The sequence below is a fragment of the Streptomyces sp. AgN23 genome, from assembly GCF_001598115.1.
GTDB classification, from domain to species: Bacteria; Actinomycetota; Actinomycetes; order Streptomycetales; family Streptomycetaceae; genus Streptomyces; species Streptomyces antimycoticus.
The window spans coordinates 54,216-77,570 of record NZ_CP007153.1 but is presented as its reverse complement, the minus strand read 5'-3'; the positions used below and the strand labels follow the sequence as shown (position 1 = coordinate 77,570).

The following is a 23,355-nucleotide window of genomic DNA, read 5'->3' as shown; positions in this document are numbered from 1 at the left end:
GTCAGCAGACCTTCGAGGGCAGCGTGGTGGGCGTGATGGCGGTGACGTACCGCAGTTCGTTGTGCGCGATCGAGGCGATCTGCATCGGGCGCGGCGCCGCCACGTGGCACTGTGGCGTCCACGTGGTCGGGCCGTAGCCGATCTTGTGCTTGTCCCACGTCTCGAAGTAGTGCGCGATCTTGTCGCCGTTGACGCTGTTGGTGGCCTTCACCCCGTCGGCGATGGCCTGCACCGCGCCGTAGCCGGTCAGGATGCCCTGCGCGAACGTCAGCGGCTTGCCGGTGTAGGCGGCGGCGGCCTTGTACACCTTGGAGGTGACCGGGTTCTTGTCCTGGCCCGGGGTGATCACGCCGAGGCTGACGACGTAGGTCTCACCGGGTTTGGGCACGGCCTTCTCCCACATGTTCCCGTCGAACGGCTGGTCCAGCAGGATCGGCTTGGTGATGCCGCCGGACCGCAGCTGCCGCAGCGCGCTTGAGCCGCCAGGCGGGTACGAGCACATCATCACCGCGTCGACCTTGGCCTGCGCCGAGCGCACCGACGTCACCTGGGTGGCGATCGAGGTGTCGCTCTGCTGGAAGGTGTCGCCCTGCTTGACGTCGATGCCGAGCTTCCTGGCGACCTCCTTGAACGCGCCGCACACCGAGGTCTCGTGCCCGATGGAGGTGTCGGTCAGCACGTAGACCGACTTGTAGTTCTTCTGCTTGGCGAATTGGGCCAGCACCGAGCCCTCGTTTGGCGCACCGCCGTACAGGTTGAACATGTACTTGCCGATGCTCAGGCCGAAGCGCAGGTCACCGGCGGAGGAAACCGCGATCATGTCGTGCTGCATCGCGACCCGCGCGGCACCGCCGCCGTAGTTGTAGTCCAGGGTGGGGATGATGAACTGCGCGTCGCGCGCGATGACCTTGAGCGCGGCGGCACCGCCCTGTGCGATGTCCGACTTGGTGTCGGCGGTGACCAGCTTCAGCGGGTGGCCGTCGACACCACCGGCGTCGTTGATCTCCTTCACCGCGGTCCGGGCACCGATCAGGGTGTCACCGTCGTAGAGGTTGATCGCCCCGGTCAGTGCGATCGGCATGCCGATGGTGATCGGCCCCTTGGGGATGCCGTTCTCGGGGGCCTTCGACGCATTGCCGGCGGCCGTTCCCGGGCCGGAGGACTGGGAGACGGTACAGCCGCTGGCGGCCATGGCGGCCAGGGCCAGGGTGGCCGCGCACGTGGTGAGTCTCTTGAGTGGCATACGGGAGGCCCTTCGCTCAGGAATGGGGGCAGTGTGAGAAGCCGGCCGACGGGAGACGCCGCCCGTCGGCGGGCCGCCGAGGACGACCCCTCCGCTCCGAATGCAGGGAACGTATGTTTCGGATACAACAGTGTCAAGATTGGATACAAAACTGCAACGCATGGATTTTCGTGGCGATGCCCGCGTTCACGGCTCAGGCGGGGGTGAACGGCTGCTCGTCTCCGGCGCGGGTTCCGGCTGGCTTGAGCGGATCGAGACGATGGGGACGTGCAGGGGGGCCTCACCGTTGACACCGAGCACTACAACGCCGGGCGGGTTCACCGCAGTCTGAACCTACGTGCCCCGGACGACGACCCGCACATTGCCCATGCCTGCTGGCACGGCCAGGCGCCGCCAGGTGCTTGCTGGACTGCTCGACGAGTACCACGCCGCGTGTGACCCTGACCGCCTCACCATCGACAGGGAAGACCCAGCTCAGACACGCCTAATCGCGAATTTTGACACCCTCCACCGGTCACTGCGGCGGTGCTGGACGATCAAACGGTTGGCTGGTTGCCCGGAACAGCGCGATGCGGCCGTAGGTCACCACACCGCGCCGTATGTCAGAGCGACGGGCCGTGGGTCCAGCCCCCGGCGAGCATGGTGGCGAACACCGGCATCTGGCGCAGTGTCCGGGCGTCCGCGGTGAGCGGATCGTCGTCGGTCACCACCAGGTCCGCCCGGTCGCCGACCCGAATCAGCCGCCGCCCCCGGGACGAACCGGCGAGGGCGTCCGCCGCCGGTATCCGCTGCTCCGGGTGCCATGGCGGGCGCTCGTCGCCGGTCCGGGTCACGGCGGATGCCACGGTCAGCCAGGGGTCGAGCGGTGCCACGGGTGCGTCGGACCCCAGTTCCAGGACGGCCCTGGCGGCGAGCAGGTCGGCGAAGGCGTAGGCCCGGTGGGTCCGGCCCGCCCAGTGCCGGTCGGCGATGTCCCGGTCGTCCACCGCATGCGTGGGCTGGATGCCCACTGTGACGCCCAGTTCGGCGAAGCGCGGGATGTCCTTGGGGGCGAGCAACTGACCGTGCTCGATCCGGCCGTGGCAGCGCACCGTCTCAAAGGCGTTGAGGGCCATCTCGTTGGCGCGGTCCCCGATCGCGTGTACGGCGGGTTCGATCCCGTGGGAGGAGGCGCGGCGCAGCAGGGACACCAGCTCCTGCGGGGACAGCATCTCCAGTCCGTGAGAGCCGGGCTCGCCGGGGTTCGTGCCCGGGTACGCCTCGTGGCACAGTGCGGTCCGGGTGTTGAGCGAACCGTCGGTGAACAGCTTGAGCGGCCCGACCTCCAGCAGTCCGCCGGGGGTGTCCAGTGATTGACCGGTGCGGAGCCCGCGGCTGATGGCCGCTTCCAGGTGCGGCGGCCAGATGGAGGCCGCCACTCGGAGCGGCACTGTGGCGCCGTTCATTCGGCGGGTCCAGTCCGCGATGTTGTCCGCGTACTCGAAGTCGACGATGCCGGTGATCCCCCGCGCGGCGGCGGCGACGCAGGCTTCCTGCACCCACTGGTCCGTCACCTCTGGTCCAGCGGCGCTGAGTTGCTGCACGGCCCGCATGCACTCATCTTCGCGCAGCAGTCCGGTGGGGTGGCCGCCACGGTCCACCAGGGCGAGTCCGGCCGAGTTGAGCCAGGCGGAGTGGAGATCCATGCTGACCAGCAGGACGGGGCGGTCGGGGACCAGGGCGTCCAGCAGGTCCTTGTGGGGCGCGTCGGGCCACAGTCCGTCGCGGAAGCCGTGGCCGATCACCGTCTCACCGGGAGACAGGGCGGCGGCTCGCCTGCCAGCCGCGTCCGCGGCCTCCCGCGCCGAACCGGCGTGGGAGACATCGAGCCGCCGGCGTAGGCCCGCCCACTGGACCATGTGTACATGCGAGTCCCAGAGCCCTGGCAGCAGGGTACGGCCGTCGAGGTCGAGGCTCTGTCCGTCGGCGTCCGGTGATGCGCCTGCCGGAAAGACGGCCTTGATGCGTCCGGTCTCGATACGGACGTCGCTCAGCGGTCCGCCCGCGCCGAGGTGGACACGGCGCAGGGTGAGCGGCTCGGCGGTGGCCGGCTGGGTGCCGGACGCCACGGTGGACGTGGACGTGGTGGTCACGGCTTCCTCCGGATGTCGCGCATGGTGCGGGCGAGTTCGGGACTGGCGTACGGCTGGCCGGATTCGAGGGCCCTGACAAGGCGGAGGACGACCTCCTCGCGCTCGTCCTGACTGAGCTTCGCCTTGGCCGTCACCCTTGTGGCGGTCAACCGGAATCCGGTGACGGCGGCAGCGATCCGGTGAGCGTAGGCGTCTACCTGGGCCAGCCGCCATGGCTCGGGAAAGCGGTCCTCGAGGTGGTCGACGGTGGCGGACAGCACGTCGTAGGTGTCCGTCGGGCCGAGGACTTCGGGGCGACCGTGGACGTGCAGGACCGTGAAGTTCCAGGTCGGAACATGAGGTGTCTCCTTGTACCAGACCGGTGAGATGTAGCCGTGCGGCCCCTGTAGCACGACGACGACTTCGTGGGAGCCGAGTTCGTGCTTCCCGGCGTCGGTCCTGGCGAGGTGGCCGACGAGGGTGAGGACGGCGTCCTCGGTGTCCTCACCCTCGTCGGCCACCAGCACCGGCAGGTGGGAGACGACCAGCCCACGGCCGGCGGTGTGACTGATCAGGGTTGCCCAGGGGTGGGCCCGTGCCAGACCACGGATCCACCCGGGGTCGTCCACCTGGAAGATCTCCTGCTGCAGCATGTGCTCTTTCCCGTCCGGTCAGCTTTCGGGGAAGTGGCAGGAGACCTGCCGTCGTCCGTCGGTCATCGGTGTGGTGGGCGCCGGAGGTTGCGTGGCGCAGATTTCCCGGCTCTTCCAGCAGCGCGTGTGGAAGGCGCACCCGGAGGGCTGCCGAGTCGGGCTGGGCGGGTCGCCCTGCAGGACGATGCGGCCGGTGGCGCCCCGACGTCGCGGATCCGGATCGGGGACGGCCGAGAGCAGCGCCCGGGTGTACGGATGCGCGGGGCGGGAGTAGACGGTGTCGCGGTCGCCGTGCTCGACGATCCGCCCCAGATACATGACGGCGACCTCGTCGGCGACGTGCCGGACCATGGCCAGGTCGTGCGCGATGAAGAGGTAACTGAGCCCGAACTCCCTTTGCAGCTCCTTGAGGAGGTTGATGATCTGCGCCTGCACCGACACGTCGAGCGCCGACACCGGCTCGTCGCAGACCAGGATCTTCGGGCGGAGGGCGAGCGCTCGGGCGATGCCGAGGCGCTGGCGCTGCCCACCGGAGAACTGATGGGGGTGGCGGTGCGCGTGCCCCGGGTCCAGCCCGACCATCTCCAGCAGCTCCCGGGCCCGGGATGCGCGGTCCTGTCCCGGCACCAGATCGCGGTGGATGTCCAGCGGTTCACGGACGATCTCCAGCGCGGTCATCCGGGGGTTGAGCGAGGTGTACGGGTCCTGCATGACCAGCTGGATGTCGCGCCTGCGGCGGCGCAGCTCGCCCTGCGGCAGCGCGAGCAGGTTCCGGCCCTCGACGAGCACGGTGCCGGAGGTCGGGCGCTCCAGGGCCATCAGGAGGCGGGTGAGGGTCGACTTTCCGCATCCGGACTCACCCACGAGGCCGAGGGTCGAGCCCCGTCTCAGGGCCAGGTCGGCGCCGTCGACGGCCTTGACCGTGGCGCGGCGCCGAGCGCCGAGCGGCAGGGCATTGGCCTTGAAATGCTTGACCAGGCCGCGGGCCTCCATCAGGGGGACGCCGGCCGGAACGTCATCGGACATCGGAGACCTCCAGCGGATAGTGACAGGCGACGAGCCGTGCGGCCGGGGCGGTGTCGACCGGGAGCAGCATGGGCGGCTGCGTCGCGCAGCGCTCAGGGACGTCGGGGCAGCGGGGATGGAAGGGGCAGCCGGAGCTCAGCAGTCCGGGGCCGGGCGGGCTTCCCGGGATGGGGGTGAGGTTATCGGCGTCCCCGTCGAGGCGGGGTACGGCGGCGAGCAGTCCTCGGGTATAGGGGTGGGCGGGCCGGTCGTAGAGCTCCTGGACCGGTGCCTGCTCCAGGATGCGCCCGGCGTACATGATGGCGACCCGGTCGGCGGTGCCGGCGGCGAGTCCCAGGTCGTGGGTGATCAGCAGCAGCGCGGAGCCGGTCTCCTCGCGGAGTTCGGCGAGCAGTTCCATGATCTGTGCCTGCACCGTGACGTCCAGGGCGGTCGTGGGTTCGTCGGCTATGAGGACGTCGGGGCTGAGCGCCACCGCCATCGCGATCATGATCCGCTGGCGCATACCGCCGGAGAACTGGTGCGGATAGTCGCGGTAGCGGCGGGCCGGGTCGGGGATGCGTACCCGGGCCATCAGCTCGACGGCCCGGGTACGGGCCTCGCGGCGGCCGACGCTCTCATGGGCCCGGATGGTCTCGGCGATCTGGTAGCCCACGGTGAGTGTGGGGTTGAGCGCGGACAGGGCGTCCTGGAAGACCAACGCGAGGTGCTTGCCGCGCCGGGTGCGGAGCTGGTCAGGGGGCAGCGCCAGCAGGTCTGTGCCCCGGTGGCGGGCGCTGCCGCCGACGTGGGCGGTGGCGGCCGGGAGCAGCCCCATGAGGGCCATCGCGGAGATACTCTTGCCGGACCCGGACTCGCCGATGAGCGCGACGGTCTCCTCTTTGCGGAGGGTGAACGAGACTCCGTGGACGACTCGTTGGACGGCCGGCCCGGTGCCGCCCGGGGACAGCAGATCGACGGTCAGGTCCTCGACTTCCAGGAGCGGTACGCCGTCCGGCTGGGGTGCCGGGTCGGGGGTGTTCGTGGGCACGGGTCACCGGCCTCTCGGATCCAGGGCGTCGCGGACGGTGTCGCCGAAGGTGATGAGTACGAAGACGGTGAAGGACAGGAACAGCCCGGGGAAGATCAGCAGGTGCGGGTGGGTCTGGAAGGAGTTCTGGGCCCCGGCAAGCTGTAGTCCCCAGGAAATGGAGGGGGGTTGCAGTCCGACCCCGAGGAAGGTCAGTGCGGACTCGGCGACGATCACGCCGCCGACGGTGATGGTGGCGAGGACGAGGACCGGCGTGAGGGCGTTGGGCAGGATATGCCTGACGGTGATGTGCCACTGGCTCGCGCCGAGGCTACGGGCCATCATCACGTAGTCGGCTTCGCGCACCGAGCGGACCGACGCCCGGACCACCCGGGTCATGGTCGGCCAGCCGAACAGCGCCAGTACCCCGGCCACTGTCGGTACGTCGCGCGTGGTGACGCTGTTGAGTACGACGATCGCACCGAGCAGGAACGGGAAGCCGAGGAAGACATCGGTGACCCGGGCGATCACGCTGTCCACGATTCGCCCGGCCATCCCGGCCAGGCAGCCAAGGACCAGCGCGACGGCCAGGCCGCAGCCGGTGGCGAGCAGGCCGACACCGAGCGAGGCACCGGCTCCGTGGATGACGTTGGCGTACAGGTCGCACCCCTGGACGTCGTATCCGAAGGGGTGGCCCGCGGTCGGCCCCCCGGCGCTGTGGCCGAGGTCGCAGACGGTCGGATCCCCGTGGCCGAACCAGCCCGCGAAGAGCCCCGGCGCCGCGGCGACCAGGAGCAGCAGGAAAATGCAGCCGCCGGTGAGGAGGAAGACCGGCCTGCGGAACAGCTCGCGTCCCGCGCCGGAAGCGGCTCCGGAGGCCGGTCCGGAGGCGGGGGCCGGCGCGGTGCCATCCGGCGGCGCGATCACGGTGTCAGTCATGGCGGATCCTCGGGTCCAGGAGGCTGTTGAGGAGGTCGACCAGGACGCTTGCGACAAGGAAGATCAGGATCAGGGTGGTCGACACCCCCACCACGGTCGGCCCGGCGTGGGCGCGGATGGCCTGGAAAAGCAGTTGACCGATGCCGGGGAGGTTGAAGACGCCCTCGATGATCACGGTGCCGCCAAGCAGGTAGCCGAGGTCGATGGCGAGGTAGGTGACGGCCGGGACCAGGGAGTTGCGCAGGACGTGGATCCCGACCACCCGGCGTTGGCTGAGTCCCTTGGCGACGGCGGTGCGTGTGTAGTCGGCCCGCAGATTCTCGATCACCTCGGCCCTGACCAGCCGGGACACCGACGCCAGCCCGAAGGCCGCGACGCACAGCGCCGGCAGCAGATAGCTCGTCGGCCAGCCGTCAGTGTCCCCGGCGACCGGGAACAGCCCCAGTTTCACACCGAGGACCACCTGGGCGGTGTACGCGAGGACGAACACGGGTACCGAGGTGGCCCCGATGGTGAACGCGAGCACCGTGCGGTCCGTCCAGGTGCCCCGGCGCAGCCCGGCGAGCACTCCGAGTCCGATACCGACGACCGCCTCGATCCCCCAGGCGGTGAGGGCCAGCTTCAGGGTGACCGCCCAGCGGTCGGCCATCTGCCCGGCCACGGAACGCCCGCCCAAGTCGGTGCCGAGGTCGCCGTGGAACAGCCCGGCGAGGTAGTGGCCGTACTGGGACAGCAACGGCTCGTCAAGGTGGTGCTGTTCGCGCAGCGCCCGCGCCACACTGGGCGCCAGCGGCCGGTCGCCCGCGAGCGCGGCGATGGGATCGCCGGGCAGCACATACGTCATCGCGTAGATGACCAGGCTGATGCCGAAGAAGACGACCAGCGCCTCCAGCAGCCGCCGTATCAGGTACGTCATCCCGAGTCCCCGGTGCGTGTCCGGTCCGCGCCCTGCGCGGGGGCCGAGCCGCGGGCGTGGTCGGCGGCAGCCAGCAGCGCGGCATACTGGATCCCGGCCAGGGTGGAGATCGGGATGGGGTCGCCGGTGGCCGGGGCGGCCGCGCGCTCCCACGTCTCGTAGGTCTCCAGCAACTCCCGGTGGCACCTTCGCACTTCGGGACTGGCGATACCGGCGACCACTTCGGCGTGCAGGGCACGCAGCAGCATGCCGCCGAAGCGGAGGCGGGAGCTGTGCACACCGGCATCGCAACCGTAGCTTTCGGAGACCGTGGCGGCCCGGTCGGGCAGCTTGTCGGCGCGGGCCGTCTCGGTCCTGGCCAGTTCGGTGAGCGACGGTACGAAGTCGCGGACCGCCCGCAGGAAAGGGGACGGGATGGTCAGGTGCGGGCTCGCGGAGTCGAGGATGCTCCCCAGAAACTTCCCGGTCTCGGCCAGGGCCCGCGCCCGGCGCCGGACCGCGTCGGCGTAGCGCTCCTTGGTGGGCGTGTTGTCGTCCGCGTGCGGGTGGCTCCAGTGCGGGACCTCGGTGACGAAGTAGAACGTGCCGTAGCGCTCGGAATACGCGGCGCTGGACGAGCCCGCGATCTTGGCGGCGGCGTCAGCCCCGAGTTCTTCGAGATAGTCGTAGGCGTCCTTCATATCGATGCAGCCGTAGACGGCCGGGGCGTAGAGCGGGACGTGGGCCGCTTCGGGCTCGCCGGTCGCCAGCGGGACTCCGAGCGAGGCGGGGATGTCGGCCAGGACCCCGTACAACTCGGGGGCCGGGCGGTTCATGTAGTAATAGACGCCGCCCGCCTCGCAGTTGTGCAGTGTGGTCAGGAAGCGCGGCTGGGTGGCGTCCAGCAGCCGCATCAGCGCGAGCGTCTCGGGCAGGACACGGTCGAACCATGCCTCCTTGTACGCGAACGGGAAGGTCCACTCGACCTGCTGGTCGCCGGCGGGCCGATAGAAGTGGCGTCCGTAGTTCTGTTTGTCGGTGGGGGTGGCGAACCAGCCCTCGTTGAGCCGGGCCCCGTCCGGATCGATACAGGGCACGATGTGCCAGGCCCCGCCGAAGTGTGCCCGCAGCTCCGGATCCTCGCACAGCGCGGTGGCCAGGTGCAGAGTGGTCACCGCACCGACCGGCTCGTTGGGGTGCACCCCGCCGACGACGACGTAATCCCCGCCGTCCGCGGCGGCGGGGCGGTCGCATACGGTGAAGCAGTACAGCGGTTCGCCGAGGGCGGAGGTGCCGATCCGGCGTTCGGTCACCAGGGCGGGGTGGGCATCGGTCAACTCCCTGAAGGAGGCCAGCAGTTCGTCCACGGCCGGGTAGGTGTGGGTCTCAGGGACGGTCCTGGCGTGCCGTACCCAGCTGGCGGGATCGGCTGGTGCGGAGGCCGCGTGGGCGGAGGCGGCGGACTGCTCAGACGTCGTGGCTGTCATACGGGTGTGGATCTCCGGAGTATGGGGGGAAAGAAGGATGCGGCCATGCGGGGGCGCAGTGCGGGTGCTGGACGCTCAGCCGACGACGGAGACCTTGCTGAGCTCGACATCGGCCGGGCCCACGGTCACCCCGGTCACACGGTCGGTGCCGGCGTAGACGTAGCTGCCGTAGAAGAGCGGGATCACGGGGAAGTCCTGGAGAATCCGCTTCTGCGCGTCGTTGTAGAGCCGTCGGGCCGAGGCGGCGTCCGTCGCGCGGTCGCCCTGCCGGAGGAGCGTGTCGACACCGGTGGCGCTGTAGTTGCTGCACGCGCAGCCGCCCCCCTTGGTGAAGATGCCGCGCAGGGTGCTCTGCATGCTCGGGTACAGGGCGCCCCAGTGAGCGTGCGTCATCCCGCTGATCTTCTTGCCGATCACCTTCTCGCTGAACTCGGCCCAGTCGGCGGTGGGCTCGGCCTTGACGTCGCTGAGGTCCAGGTTCTGCCTGATCTGGTTGGCGACCGCCTTGTAGAGCTCGTCGAGGCCGAGTCCTCCCGGGTAGGTGATCGTGAGCTCACCGGACCAGCCGCCCGCTTCGGCGAGCAGCTTCTTGGCCGCGGCCGGGTCGTAGGCGCAGGCATCGCAGAGGCCGGTCTCCGCGCCGACCTCCGAGGGCGGGGTGAGCGAGGTGGCCGGGGTGAACAGGCCACCGTAGATGGCCTTGTTGACGGCGGACCGGTTGATCGCCATGGACAGCGCCTTGCGCAACCGCACGTCCTCGAACCGCTTGTCGTACAGGGGCAGTCCCATGAACTCCAGCGATGGCGCCTCGTAGGTGTACAGCCGGTCCCCGAAGTCGGCTTTGGCCTGGCCGTACTTGCTGACCGGCACGCTGATGATGTCGGTGTTGCCCGCCAGCGCGTCGGTGTAGGCGGTGTTGAGGTCGGTATAGCTCTTGAAGGTGATGGCGGAGGACTTCGGCTTGGTGCCCTTGTACGCCGCGTAGCCGGTGACCGTGGTGCCCTTGTCGGCCGTCCAGGCGGAGGTCATTTTGAAGGGGCCGTCGCCGATCGGCTTCTTGTCGTACGCCTTGGGGTCCTTGAAAGCCGCCTTCGGCATCGGGTAGAAGCCGGTCTGGTTGGGGGTGAGCTGAAGCGGAAACTGGCTGTCCGGACTGGAGAGGGTGACCTTCAGCGTGGTGGCGTCGACGACCTTCACACCGGACAGGGTGGTGGTCTTCGGTTTGCCCTTGGCCGGGTTCAGCGCCGCGTAGCCCTCGATCCCCGCCAGCTGGCCGTTGGCGGCCCAGCCATTGGGGCCGTAGGCGGTCGCGTTCCAGGCATCGGCGTAGCTCTGGGCGGTCACCGGCTCCCCGTTGTGGAACGTCCAGCCCGAACGGAGCTTGATGGTCCAGTGCCGGGCGTCGGTGGAGGTCACCGACTGCGCCTGGACATAGCTGACCTTGCCCTGCTGATCGACCTTGACCAGGGGGGCGAAGAGCACCCGGAGTTCATCCCAGCCGACGGTGCTGCGGCCCGGAGTGAGATGGTCGGGCTCACCGACGGCGATCGAGAATCGGCCGTTCTTCGCCGACCCGCTGCTGCCTTGCGTGCTGCCGGAGCAACCGACGAGGGAGAGAACAAGAGCCAGCGATAGGCTCGCCGAGGCTGTGGACATGGGTGATCTAGGCAAGACGACTCCATGAGAGAGGGGGGCGCGCCTCGGCCCGCCCGGGAAGGGCGTTGGACGGCCCGATGCTCACCGGGTGCGTAACCGGGATACTGGTCGCCGTTGAGATGCCATGTCAATGCAAAGATGCGAAACTTTTAGCATGAGATGAATGTTTACACGGAGGAATCAATGCCCGGTGACGCTCCGGCCAGCACCCCGCACGACACACACGGCACCACCGGATCTCGCGAGAGTGGGAGCGGTTGGAGCCGGGAGTCGTTCGTGGAGGAGATCGGGCTGGTATGGGAAGCGGCCGGAAGCAGCCGGATGGACGGCCGTATCATCGCCTACCTGATGATCACGGATGTCCCGTACGTCTCTTCGGCGGAACTGGCCAGCGCCCTCCAGGTCAGCGCCGGCTCCGTCTCACTGGCGACCCGCCGCCTGGTCGAATCGGGCTTCATCAGGCGGCATGCCGTGCCGGGGCGGCGCAGCCACTACTTCCGCGTCGACGATGATGTGTGGGGCAGCTTCCTCGCCGGTGAACGCCGCTATCTGGACCGCCAGGAACAGCTCGCGGCGCAGGCCATCACCCTGCTCGGCCCCGAGGAGGAAGCGCCCCGCCGCCGCTTGAGCAATATGCGCGACTACATGCGCTGGGTCAGAAGCAACCACCACGACCTGCTGGCGCGGTGGCGGAAGTACCGGTCCCAGAACGTCGGCCGGTCGACGGACCACGCGGCAGAGCCTGCGGAAGGGGACGGCCCGGCAGCCGGGGAGCCGGCGGCGCCGGACGACGAGGAGATGCGCAACCGCCGCTCCGCCACACTGAGCCCGGTGCTGGCACGGCATCTCGTCTCGGACGCACTGTGGGCCGTGGCCGAGCCGCTGCTGCCCTCCGGTTCCGCGAACGAACGGGCGGCCTTCACCGCCGTCGTGTATGTCCTTACCTCCGGCTGTGGCTGGCAGCAACTCCCCGCACAGTTCGGGGTCTCGCACTCCACCGCGCACCGGCGCTTCACGGCATGGAGCAAGGCGGACCTCTGGCAGCGCTGGCTCGACGCCGTGACCAAGGCGCCCGGCGACGCTGCGGACCTCGCGTGGTGCTCAGCCATTGTCGAGACGGCCGCACGCCGTCAGCCCGCCGGCGGAGGCTGACCGGTAAGCGGCTCGATGCGAGAGTGAAGCTTCCATCATTTCAGACACTAGCAGGCGATATGGGAGGATAGATGAGTCGCGTATCACTCCGAGAAGGTACGTATGGGACAGAAGGCACCTGGGGCGAGTAGTTCCGGGGGTGGACCGATGACGGCGCACCGTAACGAGGTCATGGCCGCGGCGCTGCGGCGGCTTCACTCGCGCCTGCGAGCGAGTACGAGCACGGTCTACCTCTTGACGGGCGACGGTCGGGAATTGGCCGCCGCTGTGACAATCGACAGCCCCTTGGGGTTCACCGTGTCACCAAGAATGCCCGTGGATGACCGTTGGCGGTCCTCAGCGAGGGCACACCGCACGGGCGAGCGGGTACTCATGCGCGAGGCGGACATACAGAAGATGATCAGTGATGATCCGGCGCTGGTCCTGTACGTACCATTCCCCATGTTCGTGGCCTCCGCCCCGCTCCGTACACCGGAGCACAGATTCGGCTCCATAACCCTGCGCTGGGTTCCTCCGCGCCTGATCGACGCGGAAGCGTTGCAGTATCTGACAACGGTCTCGGACTCTCTGGCGCTCGACCTGCAGACGCTCAGCGAACAGGGCGTCACGATGGAGGTGCCCTTCGTGCCGCTGTTCGTCTCCGTGAACGAACCGCCTCCCCAGAAGGTGACAGCGCCCGCGGCGGACGCACGGAACGACTGGCAGGCGGCGGTCGGCTCCTCGGCCACAGCCAGTACGTTCATCTACCAGTTGCTCGAACTCGCCTCCGAGCTGACCGCCGCGGTGCGCCCGCGTGATGTCGTTTCGACCGCATGGACCCAAGTGGCGCAGCCCTTGGGCGGCCGGGCGGTGATGCTGTGCCTGGTGGAAAGCGCGCGGCTGCACGTTGTTGGGTCGGCCGGCTTTCCCAAAGAGGCCGTGCGCCACGTGAACGGACTTCCGCTGTCCCGGCACACACCGGAAGCCGATGCAGTGGTGAAGATCGCCCCGATGTTCTTCGAAACGGCTGAGGATCTTCGCGCCTCGTACCCTGGCCTCGATCGGATCGAGGAGGGGCAGTCTTGGGCCTTTCTGCCGCTGATCGCGGATGGACGGGCCGTTGGATGCTGCGTCCTGGTTTTCGACCAGCCCCGCAGGCTGCGATTCGAGGAACGCGCACTCCTCATGATCATGCTGGGGCAGATGGGCCAGTCCCTGGAAAAGACCCGGGCGTTCGAGCTCGAGCACGCCCTGGCGCAAAGTCTCCAGCAGGGGCTGCTGCCGCGGAGCCTGCCGCATCTGGCCGAGGTCGACATCACCGCACGCTATCTGCCGACGACCGCGGGGCCCGACGTGGGAGGCGACTGGTACGACGTCCTCCCGCTGCCAGGCCGGGGCGTCGGATTCGTTATCGGGGATGTCGAGGGCCACAGCCTTCGGGCGGCTGGAATCATGGGCCAGATCCGTACCGCGGTGCGCTCCTACGCGGCCGAGGGGCACGATCCGTCCATCGTGCTGAGCCGCAGCAACCGTCTGATCGCCGATCTGGACATCGACCTGTTCGCCACCTGCTGCTGCCTGTGGCTGGACTTGGACACGGGCGGCGCCATGGTGGCCAGCGCAGGTCACTACCCTCCCGTCATGGGTGGTCGGGGCGGCCTGGCAGCGGTCCCCGACCCGCTTGCCGGCCCGCCGCTAGGGGTTGATCCTGAAGCGGTCTACCCTCAGACGGAGATCGAACTGTCACCAGGCGAAATGATCGCGCTGTACACCGATGGTCTGCTCGACGCCCGGCACGTGGGCGCCGACGCCGCGGTCGAGCAACTTTCCCACCGCCTGGCCGAAGGCAGCTCGCAGAACCTGGAGGTGGTGGCCGACCAGCTCATCGGCGTCTCCCGTCCGCAGGCGCTGCGCGAAGATGATGCTGCGCTGCTGCTCCTGCGCTACGAAGGAACGCAGGAGCGCCCTCACCGACGCGTGGCCCGCGCCTTCGCGCAGCGCCACGACCTGCAACGGGTGGGATACATACGCGACACCCTGCGTAACCTGCTACGTGCCTGGGATCTCGACACAGTCGCCGACGACCTGGAGCTTCTCACTTCTGAGGTTGTTACCAACGCCTTGATCCACGCCCACAGTGAGGTGGATGTCAGGTTCCGGGAGTACCCGGACCGCCTGCGCGTGGAGGTGCGGGACAGCGACCCTCATCCGCCCATCCCCGTCGTCTTCGTCGGCCCTGACGAACCGGGCAACCAGGAGGCCGAGTCCGGGCGCGGGCTACTCATCGTCGACGCCCTGGCCTCCGCCTGGGGAAGCTCGCCGACCGGTCGCGGAAAGACCACTTGGTTCGAACTCAAGATTCCTCCGGCGCTGTGAGACCGCCGGTGGCGGTCGCCGCTCGCTCACCCAGCCACGACGACGCGCTGTCGCCGGACTCGGGCCATACGGGCGCACGACCGGCTGACCTGATGACTGAAGCGCAACACCTCTGCGTACGGCACCTGTCCTCTGGCGGACACCGGCCGATCAGGCGCTCCGCGTCCAGGAACCGAGAGCCATGAGTGTTTTGGTCCCGGTTACCTGACCGGCACGACGCAGGCTGTCGATGACCTGCTGGAGATGCTCGATGTCGCGGACGCGGACGTGTACCAGGGCGTCCGGATCCCCGGCGATGGTGAAGACGGCTTGGACCTCGGGGACCTTGTAGGCGGTGCGGACGATCTCTCCAACCGGCGTGGTTCCGGTGTAGGACAGCTCCACGAATGCCTCGATGCCCCAGCCGAGCTTGGTGTGGTCGACCTGCACGGTGAAGCCGGTGATCACGCCACTCTCGCGAAGCCGGTCCACACGACGTTTGACCGCGGCCACCGACAGTCCCACGTCGGTAGCCATGTCCGAGAAGGTGCGCCGCCCGTCTTCGTGGAGCATGCGCAGCAGCTGGCGGTCGACGTCGTCGATCTCTGCCATCAGTATCTCCATCACGTCCAGCGGTTAACAATAAAATTTACTCAGCAGCACCATTTAGTCAACTACTTTGCTTCTAAGCGGCGATTCCTCGCAAGTTACTTGTGCCCCGCAGAGGGGTGTTGCTGTCCTTGGCACCCGGACCCATGACCTCGAGGAGGCGCGCATGAGCACCGATCCTGCCGCGGTATCGCTTGACGACAAGTACACGGCCCGCAGCGGCCGGGTACTGATTTCAGGCATCCAGGCCCTGGTGCGACTGACCCTCGAACAGCGCCGCCTCGACGAGGCACGCGGCCTGAACACCCGTGCGTTCGTGACCGGCTACCAGGGCTCGCCGCTGGGCGGGGTCGATATGGAGATGGGCAGGGCACGCCGCTTCCTCGATCCCGGCGGCGTGGTGTTCCGGGCAGGTCTGAACGAAGAGCTGGCCGCGACGGCGGTGGCCGGGACACAGGTACTCGGGCAGGTCCCCGGACGCCTTCACGACGGCGTGACCGGGTTCTGGTACGGCAAAAACCCCGGGCTGGACCGGGCAGCCGATGCGATCCGGCATTCCACTGTGGCCGGCACCGCGGCGCTGGGCGGAGCGGTGGCCTGGATCGGCGACGACCCCGGAGCCAAGTCCTCGACGGTGCCCAGTTCGTGCGAGCCGATGTGCTAGAGCCTGGCCATGCCCCTGCTCGCACCCGGCAACGTGGCGGAGATCATCGAGCTCGGGCTGCACGCTGTGGCCTTGTCTCGCGCCACCGGCCTGTGGACCGGCTTGAAGATCGTCGCGGACATCGCGGACGCCACCGCGGTCGTCGACTTCGCCGCGTTGCGGCTGGACGTCCCCGCGCCCCCCGATGGCCCTCGCGGGGCGCCCCCCACCCTCGTCGGTCCCGCCTCGCTGGACGCCGAGCACGACATGCTCACCCGCCGCCTGGATCTGGCACGTGACTACGCCCGTCAGACGAAACTGAACCACATCGTCTTCAGCGCCCGGCAAGCAACCTTGGGCCTGGTGGCCTCCGGGACCTCCTACGCCGTGGTGCAACGTGCCCTCGCCGACCTCGGTATCAACGAGTCCGCCCTGGAGGACCTGGGCATCCGTCTGATCCGCCTGGCGATGCCGTTCCCCCTGTCGGCAGAGGAACTGGTGGCCATGACCGCCGACCTCGACCAGGTTCTCGTCGTCGAGGACAAGGTGCCCTTCCTCGAAGGCCACCTCAAGGAAGCCCTCTACGGCACGACCGGCGCGCCCACCGTGGTGGGCCGTCGCGGTGAGAACGGCCGCCCGCTGCTGACCGCCCGCGGCACACTGGGCGCCGAAGACGTGGCTAAGGCGCTGGCCACGCGGATCGGGCCCGACCGCCTGCCGCACACCGCTTCCGTTCACCTGACCGCCATGAAGCCGCCGGCCCCGGCCCGTATCGCGGTGCCGACCGTTTCAGCGCGCACGCCGTACTTCTGCTCGGGATGTCCGCACAGCGCCTCCACCCGTGCCGACGACGACACCCTCGTCGGGGTGGGCATCGGCTGCCACATCATGATCGCGTTGGATGGCGCGGGGCGCGGCAACCAGATCGGGCTGACCCAGATGGGAGGGGAGGGTGCCCAGTGGATCGGCCTCGCTCCCTTCACCGAGGACCGGCACTTCGTGCAGAACCTCGGTGACGGCACCTTCCACCACTCCGGGTCGCTCGCCATTCGCGCGGCGGTAGCCGCGGGCGTCACGATGACCTACAAGCTGCTCTACAACGACGCCGTCGCCATGACCGGGGGCCAGCGCCCCGAAGGGCGCCTGGACGTGCCGGCCCTGACCCGCTGGCTCGCCCTCGAGGGCGTACGGAAGGTCATCGTGACCACCGCCGAGCCGGCCGACTACCGTGGTATACGCCTTGACCCGATCGCCACCGTGCGACACCGCGACGACCTGCCCGAAGCCGAAAAGGAACTGGCCGCCGTCGAGGGCGTGACCGTGCTCATCCATGACGACCGGTGCGCCGCGGAGGAACGCAGGCTGCGCAAGCGCGGCAAACTCCCCACCCCCGCCGAGAAGGTGGTCATCAACCAGCGGGTCTGTGAGGGCTGCGGTGACTGCGGCGACGTGTCCACATGTCTGTCGGTGCAGCCCGTCGCCACCGAGTTCGGCCGCAAGACCCAGATCCACCGGGCCTCCTGCAACTCGGACTTCAGCTGTCTGAAGGGCGACTGTCCCTCCTTCCTCCTCGTGGAGCCGAAGGACAAGCGGCCCTCCCGCCCCCTTCCGGGACTGCCCGTGGAACTGACCGCGCCCGGCCCCGCCCTGTCCGGGAACAGCACCCTGCTGCGCATGCCCGGCATCGGCGGCACCGGCGTCGTGACCGTGTCACAGATCCTGCAGATGGCGGCCCATCTCGACGGCCGCTACGCCGCCGGACTGGAGCAGACCGGACTCGCGCAGAAGGGCGGCCCCGTCGTCAGCGACGTGCGGATCTCCTCAGACCCTGTGACCGGAGCCCTGCGGGCCTCCCACGCGACCGCGGACGTGGTCATCGGCTTCGACCTGCTCGGGGCGGCCGCCGACTCCACCATGCGGGTGGCCCGCCCCGGTCATACCGTCGCCGTCATCAACACCGCCATCGTGCCCACCGCCGCGATGGTCACCAACCGGGTCGTCATGCCCGGCTCCCCGGACGACGCACTGGAGCGGATCGAATCGGTCACCCGCTCCAAGGAGAACCTGTACCTCGATGCCCAGGGCCTGGCCGAATCGCTGTTCGGCGACCACATGCCGACCAACATGCTGCTCATCGGCGCCGCCTATCAGCACGGCTGCGTTCCCCTGACGGACCAGTCCATCGAAGCCGCGATCCGCCTCAACGGCGCTGCCGTGGACAAGAACCTCGCCGCCTTCCGCTGGGGGCGGGCAGCGGTCCTCGACTCCGAGGCTGTGCGGCGTGCCATCGCCGCGCCCGCCCGGGAGGTTCCCGACATCACGCCCGAGGCGCGGACCATCGCGGACGCCGCCGCGCGATCCGGGAGCCTGCGAGACGTCATAGCGCTGCGCAGCGCGGACTTGATCGCCTACCAGAACGAGGCATACGCGCGGCAATATGCCGACGAGGTACGGCAGGTGGCCGCCGTGGCCGGACAGCGGGCCGGCGACGAGGCCGGCGAGCGCATCGCGATCGCCTACGCCCAGGGACTCCACAAACTCATGGCGTACAAGGACGAGTACGAGGTGGCCCGGCTGCACCTGGACGTCGTGGAGCAGGCCAAGATCGAAGACGAGTTCGGTGCCGACGCCGCCGTCTCCGTCATGCTGCACCCACCGATGCTCCGCGCCCTGGGCATGAAGCGCAAGATCCGCCTCCGGCGCACCGCGCCCGCCGCCTTCCGGACGCTCTACGCCCTGCGAGGACTGCGCGGAACCCGGATGGACCTCTTCGGATACGCGAAGGCCCGCCGCCTGGAGCGCACGCTGATCGCGGAGTACTCGCGCCTGGTCCGAGACGCTCTCACGCACCTGACATCGGACAACGCCACCAAGGTCGAGGACCTGGTGCGGCTCACCGACGCCATCCGCGGCTACGAGGGCATCAAGCTGGCGGCCATCGCCGACTTTCGCGAGAAGGCACGCGAGGCCCTTGCCGGGCTGGACGAACCGACCGCGGTGTCCGCCTGAGCCCTTCGCTCCCTTTCACCGCCCACAGCCAGGAGCTTTCCGTCATGCCTGTCGACCGTCTGCTGCCCACGCAGGAGGCCGAGGACCTACTCGACCTCGTCCGCGATATCGCCGACAAGGAACTCGCACCCCGTGTCGATGAACACGAGCGCGCCGAGACCTACCCCGATGGCCTGTTCGGGCTTCTGGGTCAGGCCGGGCTGCTCGGCCTGCCCTACCCGGAGGAGTTCGGCGGCGGTAACCAGCCTTACGAGGTCTACCTCCAAGTCCTCGAGGAGCTGGCGGCACACTGGGCCGCCGTCGCCGTAGCCGCCAGCGTTCATAGCCTCGCCGCCTTCCCTCTCCTGAGCGCCGGCACCTCCGCCCAGTGTCGGCGCTGGGCGGAGGACATCCTCAGCGGCTCCCTCATCGGCGGCTACAGCCTCTCCGAACCACAGGCCGGATCCGATGCCGCGGCCCTGACCTGCCGCGCCGACAAGGGCCCGGACGGCTACCGGATCACCGGCGCCAAGGCGTGGATCACCCATGGCGGCAGGGCGGATTTCTACGCCCTCTTCGCCCGCACCGGTCCGGGCAGCGAGGGGATCTCCTGCTTCTTCGCACCCGGACAGACCGACGGCCTCACCTTCGGCCGCCCCGAGGAGAAGATGGGGCTGCACGCCATCCCCACCACGGCGGCCTTCTGGGACGACGCCATCCTCGCCCCAGACCGGCTCATCGGCCGCGAAGGCCAGGGACTCAAGATCGCCTTCAGTGCCCTGGACTCGGGCAGACTGGGCATAGCCGCCTGCGCCACCGGGCTGGCCCAGGCCGCCCTGGACGCCGCTGTCGCCTATGCCCACGAACGCACCGCCTTCGGCCGCAAAATCATCGATCACCAGGGACTCGGCTTCCTGCTGGCCGACATGGCCGCGGCGGTCGACTCCGCACGCGCCACCTACCTGGACGCCGCCCACCGCCGGGACCAAGGGCGCCCGCACAGTCGCCAGGCCAGCGTCGCCAAGCTGATCGCGACCGACGCCGCCATGAAGGTCACCACGGACGCCGTCCAGGTCACGGCTACACCCGCGACTACCCCGTCGAGCGCTATATGCGCGAAGCCAAGATCATGCAGATCTTCGAAGGAACCAACCAGATCCAGCGGCTCATCATCAGCCGCCAACTCGCCCGCTGACCGCCACCCGGGAGACCCTCATGCAGATCAACGGTAGCGCCGCCCTGGTGACCGGTGCCGCCTCCGGCCTGGGCGCCGCCACGGCAGCCCTCCTCGCCCAACGGGGCGCTCATGTCTACGGGCTGGACCTCGAAGCCGCCCTCCAGAACATGGGTACGCCGCCGTTCAACGTGACGCTCCTGCCCACCGACGTCACCCGTGAAGAGCCCGTGCAAGCGGCCCTGGACCGCATCCGCGCCGACGGCGTCCCGCTCCGCCTGGCCGTCAACTGCGCGGGCACCGCCCCTTCCGCCCGCGTCCTCGGACGCCGCGGCCCGCACAGCCTCAAGCTGTTCCAGACCGTGGTCAACATCAATCTCGTCGGCACATTCAACGTCCTGCGGCTGGCGGCGGCAGCCATCGCCGAAGCCGAACCGGACGAGAACGGCCAGCGCGGCCTGATCGTCAGTACCGCCTCCATCGCCGCCTTCGAGGGGCAGGTGGGGCAGGCCGCGTACACCGCGTCCAAGGCCGGTGTCGTCGGCCTCACCCTCGTCGCCGCCCGCGACCTGGCCGATCACGGCATCCGGGTGATGACCATCGCCCCCGGCATCGTCGACACCCCCATGATGGCCGGCTTCTCCGACGAGGTCCGAACCAGCCTCGCCAACGGTGTGCCCTTTCCGAAACGCCTGGCGGACCCCGCCGAGTACGCCCGCCTGGTGGCCGTTCTCGCCGAGCACGATTACCTCAACGGCGAAACCGTCCGGATGGACGGGGCCCTGCGCATGGCCCCTCGCTGACCGCCGCGCCCCATCCGCGCCGGGCCGGCGTCGCGCATCCCGCGCACCGGGGCTCGGGCGGCCGGGCAGGATCCAGCCCCGACAACGGCTACGGCTTATGGCCGGCCGTGCGACTCCAAGGACGGTCTCGTGACATCCCGCATCACCTTCGAGCAGCATCCCCACCCCTCACCACGGCCCTTGGCCGACCGCGACGCGGTCCTGGCGGCCCCCGGATTCGGCCGTCACTTCACCGACCACATGGTCACCATCGACTGGAGCACCGAGCACGGCTGGCACAACGCCCGCCTCGAGCCCTATGCACCGTTCGCCATGGACCCGGCCAACATGACGCTCCACTACGGGCAGGCGATCTTCGAGGGGCTCAAGGCCTACGCCCAGCCGGACAGCACGGCCGCCCTCTTCCGCCCGGAGGCCAACGCCCGGCGCTTCCAGCGCAGCGCCCGCCGACTGGCCATGCCGGAACTGCCGGTCGATACCTTCATCGAAGCCTGTGAGCTGTTGGTGCGGCATGACCAGGCATGGGTGCCCCAGGGCGCCGAGCAAGCCCTGTACCTGCGCCCTTTCATGTTCGCCGCCGAGAACACGCTGGGCGTGAGACCGGCCGCCGCCTACCGTTTCATGGTCATCGCCACCCCAGCGGGCGCCTACTTCCCCGGCGGGGCCAAGCCGGTGTCCGTGTGGGTATCCGAGCAGTACGTACGCGCTGCCCCGGGCGGAACCGGCGCCGCCAAGTGCGCCGGGAACTACGCCGCTTCCCTGATTGCCCAGGCCGAGGCGGCCGACCACGGCTGCGACCAGGTCGTATGGCTCGATGCGCGGGAGCGCCGCTGGATCGAGGAAGTCGGAGTGATGAATCTGTGCTTCGTCTACGGCAGCGGAGACGACGCCACCATCGTCACACCGCAGCTCGCCGACACCCTCCTGGCCGGCGTCACCCGCGACTCACTCCTCACGATCGCCGACGAACTCGGCTATCGGACATGTGAAACCCGCATCAGCCTTCAGGACTGGCGAAGCGGCTGCGCGAACGGTTCCATCAGCGAGGTCTTCGCATGCGGCACGGCGGCCGTCATCACTCCGGTCGGACAGGCCAAGACCGCGGGGGCCGGCTGGACGGTCGGCGATGGCCGGCCCGGCCCCGTTTCCCTGCGGCTGCGCGAAGCCCTGCTGCGCCGCCAGACCGGCCTGGATGCCGATCTCCATGGCTGGCTGCGCCCTTGCGTCTGAGCGGCCGGGACGCACGCCGGCCGCACCGGTGAGAGCGACGGGCACGAGCGACGCCTTCGGCATGGCGGAACGTAACGGGGTGACTGAGGTGTGGGCGTCGATCGGCGCTCACACCAGCCGCCCCTCCCTCAGCTCGCCGAGGCGGCGGAACCGGCCGCTTCGGCGAGCTGCCGAGGAGTGGTGCCCAGCCACCAACGGGGACACGCGGTGCCATCCGTAGTACGGCCGTCGTCGTGGACGTAGTGCCGCACATCCCGGCCCGGCGTGCTCAGCTCGCCCGCGAGTGCCCTCTCCAGCCATTCGGCGCCGAACCGGAAGACCTCCGCGGCGGTGCCTCCCAGCGGGTGGAACTCGTTCTCATAGACCCGCATCTCCTTGGGCGCGCGGACGCGCTCGTAGGTGGCAAGCGCCTGCTCGAGCTGGGTGAGCTCGTCGAATTCGCCGATCCCCATGAACACGGGACAGGCGATGTCGGCGACGAGGTTGCCCAGCGGCATGCGCTGCGCCAGCTCGGTCTCGAAGAGATCCTCGTCGGTGTAATCAGCCATGTACATGTAATTGCTCTTGAAGGTCGGCTGAGCCCTGCTGAAGATCGTCTCGAAGTCGCCCGTCACACCCTCGAACCCGGCCATGGCCGCCAGCCGGGAGTCGGTGGCCGCCGCCCGCAAGCCCCAGTAACCGCCCATGCTGATCCCGAACATGCCGATGCGCTGGGCATCGACCTCCGGCAGGTCGGACAGGAAGTCGAGATAGCGGCTGATCGCACGCTCGTAGTTGGTCAGGTCCACGGTCAGACCGTTGGCGCGTGACTCGCCCTGGCCCGGCCCCTCGATCGAGAGGGCGACGATGCCGTGGGAGGTGTAGTAGCGCTCGGCGGCGTAGATGTAGTCCTCCTTGATCATGTCCATACCGGGACCGAGGAGGACGGCCGGGGCGTCGCGGACCTCCCCCACCGGCAGGTGCAACAGGGCGTAGATGTTCTTGCCCTCGAAGTCCAGAACCACCCGGCGCACCCGGTTGTCACGGAGCGCCCCGAGCCGGGCCACGCAGTGGTTGCAGCGCTCGCGGAAGGCCATCTTGCGGGGGTCGTCCGCATCGAAGATCGAGTACTGGGCACGTCCCCACATCACCGCCGCCCGCGCGTAGAGGTCCGCGGCCGTCCGCACATAGCCGCCGGCCTCGTGGTGCGCGGCCCGCTCCTCGGCCTGCGCGGCGACGGTGGCCCACGCCTTGGGCAGCATCGCGCCGCTCTTGACCTGGGCGAAGACCTTGTCGAAGTCGGTGTGGTCGTGCCCCAACTGCTCCATGGTGCCCCTAGCGGCAGGGTGCAGGGCGTCAAAGCCACCTTGAGCGAGGGCGATGTCCAGAGCCCAGCTTTGGCCCGCGGAACGCACAGTCATGGC

The 23,355-nt window shown here is 69.1% G+C and carries 17 protein-coding genes and 1 pseudogene; 7 read left to right on the top strand and 11 right to left on the bottom strand.

Annotated elements, in window-relative coordinates; genetic code table 11:
- Nucleotide 1 precedes the first annotated feature (1 nt).
- The 9 genes from AS97_RS00365 to AS97_RS00330 all read right to left on the bottom strand — a co-directional run bounded on the left by AS97_RS00365 (nt 2) and on the right by AS97_RS00330 (nt 11,034).
- The gene (locus tag AS97_RS00365; RefSeq protein ID WP_210564108.1) at nt 2-1,243 is read right to left on the bottom strand and encodes an ABC transporter substrate-binding protein; all 1,242 of its coding nucleotides are present in this window, start codon (nt 1,241-1,243) and stop codon (nt 2-4) included.
- A gap of 602 nt (nt 1,244-1,845) precedes the next feature.
- Entirely contained in the window at nt 1,846-3,375 is a 1,530-nt protein-coding gene (locus tag AS97_RS00360) for an amidohydrolase (protein ID WP_247204169.1), read from the bottom strand.
- Nucleotides 3,372-4,007: an FMN-binding negative transcriptional regulator gene (locus AS97_RS46595; protein ID WP_247204168.1), complete on the bottom strand. Its 636-nt coding sequence runs from the start codon at nt 4,005-4,007 to the stop codon at nt 3,372-3,374. The genes AS97_RS00360 and AS97_RS46595 overlap by 4 nt, the downstream gene beginning before the upstream one ends.
- Nucleotides 4,008-4,025: 18 nt before the next feature.
- The gene (locus AS97_RS00355) at nt 4,026-5,033 is read right to left on the bottom strand and encodes an oligopeptide/dipeptide ABC transporter ATP-binding protein (RefSeq protein WP_210564106.1); all 1,008 of its coding nucleotides are present in this window, start codon (nt 5,031-5,033) and stop codon (nt 4,026-4,028) included.
- Entirely contained in the window at nt 5,023-6,063 is a 1,041-nt protein-coding gene (locus tag AS97_RS00350) for an ABC transporter ATP-binding protein (protein ID WP_210564105.1), read from the bottom strand. The genes AS97_RS00355 and AS97_RS00350 overlap by 11 nt, the downstream gene beginning before the upstream one ends.
- A gap of 3 nt (nt 6,064-6,066) precedes the next feature.
- Nucleotides 6,067-6,981, bottom strand: coding sequence for an ABC transporter permease (locus AS97_RS00345; protein WP_210564104.1), 915 nt, complete (start codon nt 6,979-6,981; stop codon nt 6,067-6,069).
- Entirely contained in the window at nt 6,974-7,897 is a 924-nt protein-coding gene (locus tag AS97_RS00340; protein WP_210564103.1) for an ABC transporter permease, read from the bottom strand. The genes AS97_RS00345 and AS97_RS00340 overlap by 8 nt, the downstream gene beginning before the upstream one ends.
- Nucleotides 7,894-9,363, bottom strand: a complete 1,470-nt coding sequence (locus AS97_RS00335; RefSeq protein WP_210564102.1) for a M14 family zinc carboxypeptidase — start codon at nt 9,361-9,363, stop codon at nt 7,894-7,896. Before AS97_RS00335 ends, AS97_RS00340 begins: the two co-directional genes overlap by 4 nt.
- Before the next feature lie 75 nt (nt 9,364-9,438).
- On the bottom strand, nt 9,439-11,034 hold the full coding sequence (locus AS97_RS00330; RefSeq protein ID WP_247204167.1) for an ABC transporter substrate-binding protein: 1,596 nt from the start codon (nt 11,032-11,034) through the stop codon (nt 9,439-9,441).
- A gap of 168 nt (nt 11,035-11,202) precedes the next feature.
- On the opposite strand from AS97_RS00330, the gene AS97_RS00325 reads away from it, so the two are divergent.
- Nucleotides 11,203-12,171, top strand: coding sequence for a transposase (locus tag AS97_RS00325; RefSeq protein WP_210564101.1), 969 nt, complete (start codon nt 11,203-11,205; stop codon nt 12,169-12,171).
- Between the two features lie 372 nt (nt 12,172-12,543).
- Nucleotides 12,544-14,526: an ATP-binding SpoIIE family protein phosphatase gene (locus AS97_RS00320; protein WP_210564100.1), complete on the top strand. Its 1,983-nt coding sequence runs from the start codon at nt 12,544-12,546 to the stop codon at nt 14,524-14,526.
- A 150-nt stretch (nt 14,527-14,676) separates the two neighbouring features.
- Here AS97_RS00320 and AS97_RS00315 read toward each other — a convergent pair whose 3' ends face one another.
- Nucleotides 14,677-15,117: an Lrp/AsnC family transcriptional regulator gene (locus AS97_RS00315; protein ID WP_210564099.1), complete on the bottom strand. Its 441-nt coding sequence runs from the start codon at nt 15,115-15,117 to the stop codon at nt 14,677-14,679.
- Nucleotides 15,118-15,280: 163 nt separating this feature from the next.
- Between AS97_RS00315 and AS97_RS46590 the strand changes: the two genes are divergently transcribed.
- The 5 genes and pseudogenes from AS97_RS46590 (at nt 15,281) to AS97_RS00295 (ending at nt 21,952) form a co-directional block, all read left to right on the top strand.
- The gene (locus AS97_RS46590) at nt 15,281-15,778 is read left to right on the top strand and encodes a hypothetical protein (RefSeq protein ID WP_247204166.1); all 498 of its coding nucleotides are present in this window, start codon (nt 15,281-15,283) and stop codon (nt 15,776-15,778) included.
- A gap of 9 nt (nt 15,779-15,787) precedes the next feature.
- Entirely contained in the window at nt 15,788-18,766 is a 2,979-nt protein-coding gene (locus tag AS97_RS00310; RefSeq protein ID WP_247204165.1) for an indolepyruvate ferredoxin oxidoreductase family protein, read from the top strand.
- A 44-nt stretch (nt 18,767-18,810) separates the two neighbouring features.
- Nucleotides 18,811-19,940: pseudogene (locus AS97_RS00305) on the top strand (acyl-CoA dehydrogenase family protein).
- Between the two features lie 20 nt (nt 19,941-19,960).
- Nucleotides 19,961-20,722: an SDR family NAD(P)-dependent oxidoreductase gene (locus tag AS97_RS00300; RefSeq protein WP_210564098.1), complete on the top strand. Its 762-nt coding sequence runs from the start codon at nt 19,961-19,963 to the stop codon at nt 20,720-20,722.
- Nucleotides 20,723-20,851: 129 nt separating this feature from the next.
- Nucleotides 20,852-21,952, top strand: a complete 1,101-nt coding sequence (locus AS97_RS00295) for a branched-chain amino acid aminotransferase (protein ID WP_210564097.1) — start codon at nt 20,852-20,854, stop codon at nt 21,950-21,952.
- 128 nt (nt 21,953-22,080) lie between these two features.
- Here AS97_RS00295 and AS97_RS00290 read toward each other — a convergent pair whose 3' ends face one another.
- Nucleotides 22,081-23,352 carry an alpha/beta hydrolase gene (locus AS97_RS00290; protein ID WP_210564096.1) on the bottom strand — a complete coding sequence of 424 codons (1,272 nt, stop codon included), beginning with the start codon at nt 23,350-23,352 and terminating at the stop codon, nt 22,081-22,083.
- Nucleotides 23,353-23,355 lie beyond the last annotated feature (3 nt).

Excerpts from the sequence above, each read along its gene's own strand:
- AS97_RS00365 (WP_210564108.1), bottom strand. The coding sequence starts at position 1,243 with ATGCCACTCAAGAGACTCACCACGTGCGCGGCCACCCTGGCCCTGGCC.
- AS97_RS46595 (WP_247204168.1), bottom strand. The coding sequence starts at position 4,007 with ATGCTGCAGCAGGAGATCTTCCAGGTGGACGACCCCGGGTGGATCCGT.
- AS97_RS00355 (WP_210564106.1), bottom strand. The coding sequence starts at position 5,033 with ATGTCCGATGACGTTCCGGCCGGCGTCCCCCTGATGGAGGCCCGCGGC.
- AS97_RS00345 (WP_210564104.1), bottom strand. The coding sequence starts at position 6,981 with ATGACTGACACCGTGATCGCGCCGCCGGATGGCACCGCGCCGGCCCCC.
- AS97_RS00340 (WP_210564103.1), bottom strand. The coding sequence starts at position 7,897 with ATGACGTACCTGATACGGCGGCTGCTGGAGGCGCTGGTCGTCTTCTTC.
- AS97_RS00335 (WP_210564102.1), bottom strand. The coding sequence starts at position 9,363 with ATGACAGCCACGACGTCTGAGCAGTCCGCCGCCTCCGCCCACGCGGCC.
- AS97_RS00325 (WP_210564101.1), top strand. The coding sequence starts at position 11,203 with ATGCCCGGTGACGCTCCGGCCAGCACCCCGCACGACACACACGGCACC.
- AS97_RS00320 (WP_210564100.1), top strand. The coding sequence starts at position 12,544 with ATGCGCGAGGCGGACATACAGAAGATGATCAGTGATGATCCGGCGCTG.
- AS97_RS00315 (WP_210564099.1), bottom strand. The coding sequence starts at position 15,117 with ATGGCAGAGATCGACGACGTCGACCGCCAGCTGCTGCGCATGCTCCAC.
- AS97_RS46590 (WP_247204166.1), top strand. The coding sequence starts at position 15,281 with ATGAGCACCGATCCTGCCGCGGTATCGCTTGACGACAAGTACACGGCC.
- AS97_RS00310 (WP_247204165.1), top strand. The coding sequence starts at position 15,788 with ATGCCCCTGCTCGCACCCGGCAACGTGGCGGAGATCATCGAGCTCGGG.
- AS97_RS00300 (WP_210564098.1), top strand. The coding sequence starts at position 19,961 with ATGCAGATCAACGGTAGCGCCGCCCTGGTGACCGGTGCCGCCTCCGGC.
- AS97_RS00290 (WP_210564096.1), bottom strand. The coding sequence starts at position 23,352 with ATGACTGTGCGTTCCGCGGGCCAAAGCTGGGCTCTGGACATCGCCCTC.